Consider the following 4,557-nt stretch of genomic DNA (forward strand, 5'->3'; position numbering starts at 1 on the left):
TCACCAAAGTGGCTGGCTCGTTATCGCAGTTGGTTACGGTATGGGGGTTATGATCCCAGCCTTGATGTTTGGTAATGTATCAGGAAACCACATCAACCCAGCTTTCACTCTTGGACTTGCAGTTAGTGGTCTTTTCTCTTGGGATCAAGTTCCATTTTACATCCTAGCACAAGTTTTGGGAGCAATCTTTGGTCAAGCTTTGGTTGTAGCGACTCACCGTCCTTACTACTTGAAGACAGAAAACCCTAACAATATCTTGGGTACCTTCTCAACAATTTCAAGCATCGACCACGGTACAAAAGAATCACGTTTTGCAGCTACTGTTAACGGTTTCCTCAATGAGTTTGTAGGTTCATTTGTTCTTTTCTTTGCAGCACTTGGTTTGACTAAAAACTTCTTTGGTGCTGAGGTTCTTCAATACATGAAACAAATGGCTACTCAAGCTGGACAAACTGTTGATTTAAGTGAATTGGCAGTGAAAGCTCAAGTAGCTCCACATACAGCTGCTGGGATCTCAGTTGCGCACTTGGCACTTGGTTTCCTAGTGATGGCCTTGGTAACTTCACTTGGTGGACCTACTGGACCTGGTTTGAACCCAGCTCGTGACTTTGGACCACGTCTTCTTCACGAACTCCTTCCAAAATCAGTTCTTGGTCAACACAAGGGTGATTCAAAATGGTGGTATGCATGGGTTCCAGTTGTAGCTCCAATTGCAGCGGGTATTGCAGCAGTAGCACTATTCAAACTACTTTACCTATAAGAAATGAAACTGGGGAATCCCAGTTTTTTTCTTGTAAAATTTCTAAATAAAATAGATATGGCTTGTAAAATATTCGAAAATCCTTTAAAATAAAAGAGTTGGAGGAATTTATGAATGTGAATGAGATTGTTCGGATCGTTCCGACTTTGAAAGTTAATAATCGAAAATTAAATGAAAGATTTTACATTGAAACCCTGGGGATGAAACCTTTGCTGGAAGAGTCTGCCTTTCTTTCATTAGGCGACCAGACAGGTACGGAGAGATTGATTTTAGAAGAGGCTCCAAGCATGCGAACACGCAGAGTTGAAGGGCTTAAGAAGCTAGCTAGACTCTTGATAAAGGTTGAGAATCCTTCTGAAATCGAGGCCCTCCTTTCTCAGATGAAGTCTCTTCCTCGCTTATTTAAAGGTAACCGTGGGTATGCTTTTGAGATTGTTTCTCCTGAAGAGGATGTGATCCTTGTTCATGCAGAAGATGATATAAGAGATTTGGTTCCACTGGAAACTGTTCCTGAATTTTATTCAAATACAAGTATAAAATACGTGAGCCAATTTGAGGTTTCTATGGAGTTGCGTTTGCCTGAAGGGACAGAGAGTTTACTTGATCCCGAAGGAGTAGCGCCAGTAATTACCTTTACTAAAGGACAAGGACCAGATTTGGCTGTTGAAAACAATGTCACTTGGGACCTGACGATGTTAAAATTTTTAGTCAAGAATTTTGATCTAACCAGTCTTCGTCAGAAATTTGAAAAGACAGGCTACTTTGTCCCTAAGTCTGAAAAATTCTTCCTTGGTAAAGATACCAATAACATTGAATTGTGGTTTGAAGAAGCATGAAGTGGGAAAAAATTCTAAGAAAAATAGAAAATCAAATTGAGGCAGGGATTTATCCCGGGGCCTCTTTTGCATATTATAAGGATGGTGAATGGAAAGAGTCTTATCTAGGATTGAGTGATCCAGAACGAGACTTGAAGACAGAAAGTGGTTTGGTTTATGATCTAGCCAGTGTGAGTAAGGTCGTGGGAGTGGGGACGGTTTTTACCTTCTTGTGGCAGCAGGGCACATTCGATATTGATCGACCGGTAACGGATTTTTTACCGGAGTGTGATTATCCTGATATCACTATACGGCAGCTTCTGACCCATGCCACAGACTTGGACCCCTTTATTCCCAATCGAGACAAGTTAAGTGCAGAGGAATTAAGAGAAGCCATGTTTCACCTCAACAGACGAAATCAGCCAGCCTTCCTATACTCGGACGTTCACTTTTTACTCTTGGGCTTTCTTTTGGAAAAAATCTTTAACCAAGACTTGGATCATATTATAGAAGAACAAGTTTTGGAACCATGGGGAATGACGGGAACCAAGTTTGGCCCCGTTGAGCAAGCTGTCCCAACAGTGAGAGGGGTGGAGGCCGGAATCATTCATGATCCCAAAGCTCGTCTATTAGGGAAACACGCTGGAAGTGCTGGTTTGTTTTCGACTGTTAAGGATTTGCAGATCTTTCTGGAACATTACTTGAAAGATGATTTTGCTGCAGAATTGAGCCGAAATTTTTCTCCTTTAGATGATAAGGAGCGGTCTCTATCATGGAATCTGGAAGGAGCTTGGCTCGACCATACGGGTTATACAGGTACCTTCATTATGTGTAATCGGGAGAAGCAGGAAGCGGCTATCTTTCTATCCAATCGAACGTATGAGAAGGATGAGCGTGCCCAGTGGATAGTCGATCGAAACCAAGTCATGGAAATGATTCGTCAAAGGGAGTAGGGAGAAGCATGTCAAAAACCGTAAAAGGAACTCTGTATACAGTAGTGGCAGGGATTGCTTGGGGCTTGTCTGGAACCAGTGGCCAATACCTGATGGCACACGGGATTTCTGCTTTAGTCTTGACCAATTTACGACTTATCATTGCAGGCTTGGCACTAGTAATCTTATCCTATGCGACTTCAAAGGATAGACTCTGTGCTTTTTTTAAAGACAGAAAAAGTCTACTATCTCTGTTACTATTTGCAGTTTTCGGGCTTTTCTTAAACCAGTTTGCCTATCTTTCTGCCATTCAGGAAACCAATGCTGGAACAGCGACAGTTCTCCAGTATGTATGCCCCGTTGGGATCTTGGTTTATACTTGTATCAAGGACAAGGTAGCTCCGACTCTAGCTGAGATTATTTCGATTGGATTAGCAATTGGAGGAACCTTTCTGATCGCGACGCACGGGAAAGTTGACCAGTTGTCTGTCACACCTGCTGGTCTTTTCTGGGGCCTCTTTTCAGCCTTGACCTATGCCCTCTATATCATCCTTCCCATTGCTTTGATTAAGAAGTGGGGCAGTATTTTGGTGATTGGTATCGGGATGGTTATTTCTGGTGTAGTGGCTATTCCTTTCACAGGAGTCTTACAGGCCAGCATACCAACCAGCTTAGATTTTCTCTTTGCATTTGCTGGGATTATCATCGTCGGAACGGTTTTTGCCTATACAGCTTTTCTAAAAGGAGCTAGTCTGATAGGCCCTGTTAAGTCTAGTTTATTAGCTTCCATAGAACCAATTTCTGCCGTTTTCTTTGCCTTTCTGATTATGAAGGAACAGTTTTATGCGATTGATTTTGTCGGTATGGCTATGATTTTACTAGCCGTGACCATTATTTCATTGAAAGATTTACTGTTGGAAATAAAGAGTAAGTAATTAAAAATCCACTCAATCGAGTGGATTTTTTGTGTATAGATGATTAGTCTTTGTTTTCGTGTGGCAAGATCAAGTTCAAGATGATTCCTGTCATGGCTGATAAAGCAGTACCTGAAAGTGTAACTGGCCCAAGTTTGAGGATGGCTCCACCAAGTCCAAGTACCAACATGGCACTTGCGATGATGAGGTTACGCATTTGACTGAAGTCAACGCGCTCTTTAATCAAAACTTTTAGACCGTTACTGGCGATAACTCCGTAGAGAAGGATGGACATGCCACCAAGCACAGCATTTGGAATGGTTGAAATCAAGGCAGTGAATTTACCAAGGAAGCTAAGAGCAATGGCGATGAAGGCCGCGTTACGGATAACAGAGACAGAAGCGATACGAGTCATCCCGATAACCCCTGTATTTTCTCCGTAGGTCGTATTAGCTGGTCCACCGAGGAAGGCAGATACAGATGTCGCGATACCGTCACCGAGAAGCGTACGGTGAAGTCCTGGTTCTTTTAGGAATTGACGGCCACAGATTTGGCTCAAAACGGTGTGGTCTCCGATGTGTTCTGAAATGGTTACAATAGCGATCGGCAAGATGGCGATTGTTTCAGGACCGAAGTACAAGTTGTACTCTTTAAAGGCTCCACCTGTACTAAATGGCAAGTAGAAACCAGGGACTTCAAACCAGTTGGCTTGAAGTACTGGGGTAAAGTCAACCAAACCAAGAAGCATTGCGAAAATGTACCCACCGATGATGGCAAAGAGGAAAGGAATGATACGAAGGAAACCTTTTCCTTTTGTATTGATAAAGGCGGCAATCAAGAATGTAACAACGGCTACAAGAGCGTTCTTCCAGTTTCCGTCTGCTACAAGTCCAGCATTCGTTACAGCAGAACCAGCAAGACCAAGACCGATAACGATAATCATAGGTCCGATAATGATTGGTGGCAAGAGTTTATCAATCCATTTCGTACCTGCAAAACGAACACTTGCTGCTACAAGGACATAGACAAAACCAGTCAGGATAACTCCAGTTTGGGCAGCAGAGACATCGCCTCCCATTTCTTTCATGGCTAGAGACATAGCTGTGATAAAGGCGAATGAAGAACCTAGATAAACT

The 4,557-nt window shown here is 42.7% G+C and carries 5 protein-coding genes; 4 read left to right on the forward strand and 1 reads right to left on the reverse strand.

The window, feature by feature from the left end; translation table 11 throughout:
• The 4 genes from gla to SORDD27_RS02230 all read left to right on the forward strand — a co-directional run.
• Positions 1–760, forward strand: a 760-nt coding sequence (gla, locus tag SORDD27_RS02215; RefSeq protein WP_231069266.1) for an aquaglyceroporin Gla, incomplete at its 5' end; no start/stop codon positions are given.
• Positions 761–870: 110 nt separating this feature from the next.
• A complete protein-coding gene (locus SORDD27_RS02220) occupies positions 871–1,596 on the forward strand; it encodes a CppA N-terminal domain-containing protein (RefSeq protein WP_001102080.1) in 726 nt (241 codons plus the stop codon).
• Positions 1,593–2,528 carry a serine hydrolase domain-containing protein gene (locus SORDD27_RS02225; protein WP_061427079.1) on the forward strand — a complete coding sequence of 312 codons (936 nt, stop codon included), beginning with the start codon at positions 1,593–1,595 and terminating at the stop codon, positions 2,526–2,528. Before SORDD27_RS02220 ends, SORDD27_RS02225 begins: the two co-directional genes overlap by 4 nt.
• Before the next feature lie 8 nt (positions 2,529–2,536).
• Positions 2,537–3,442, forward strand: a complete 906-nt coding sequence (locus SORDD27_RS02230) for a DMT family transporter (protein ID WP_061427081.1) — start codon at positions 2,537–2,539, stop codon at positions 3,440–3,442.
• Between the two features lie 43 nt (positions 3,443–3,485).
• On the opposite strand, the gene SORDD27_RS02235 is transcribed toward SORDD27_RS02230, so the two are convergent.
• Positions 3,486–4,557 (reverse strand): solute carrier family 23 protein (locus tag SORDD27_RS02235; RefSeq protein WP_061428047.1); only part of this gene is annotated, 1,072 nt, incomplete at its 5' end.

Source organism: Streptococcus oralis (assembly GCF_001579025.1).
GTDB lineage: Bacteria > Bacillota > Bacilli > Lactobacillales > Streptococcaceae > Streptococcus > Streptococcus oralis_X.

Bases quoted from the DNA above. Each gene is read 5' to 3' on its own strand.
- SORDD27_RS02220 (WP_001102080.1), top strand. From the start codon at position 871: ATGAATGTGAATGAGATTGTTCGGATCGTTCCGACTTTGAAAGTTAAT.
- SORDD27_RS02225 (WP_061427079.1), top strand. From the start codon at position 1,593: ATGAAGTGGGAAAAAATTCTAAGAAAAATAGAAAATCAAATTGAGGCA.
- SORDD27_RS02230 (WP_061427081.1), top strand. From the start codon at position 2,537: ATGTCAAAAACCGTAAAAGGAACTCTGTATACAGTAGTGGCAGGGATT.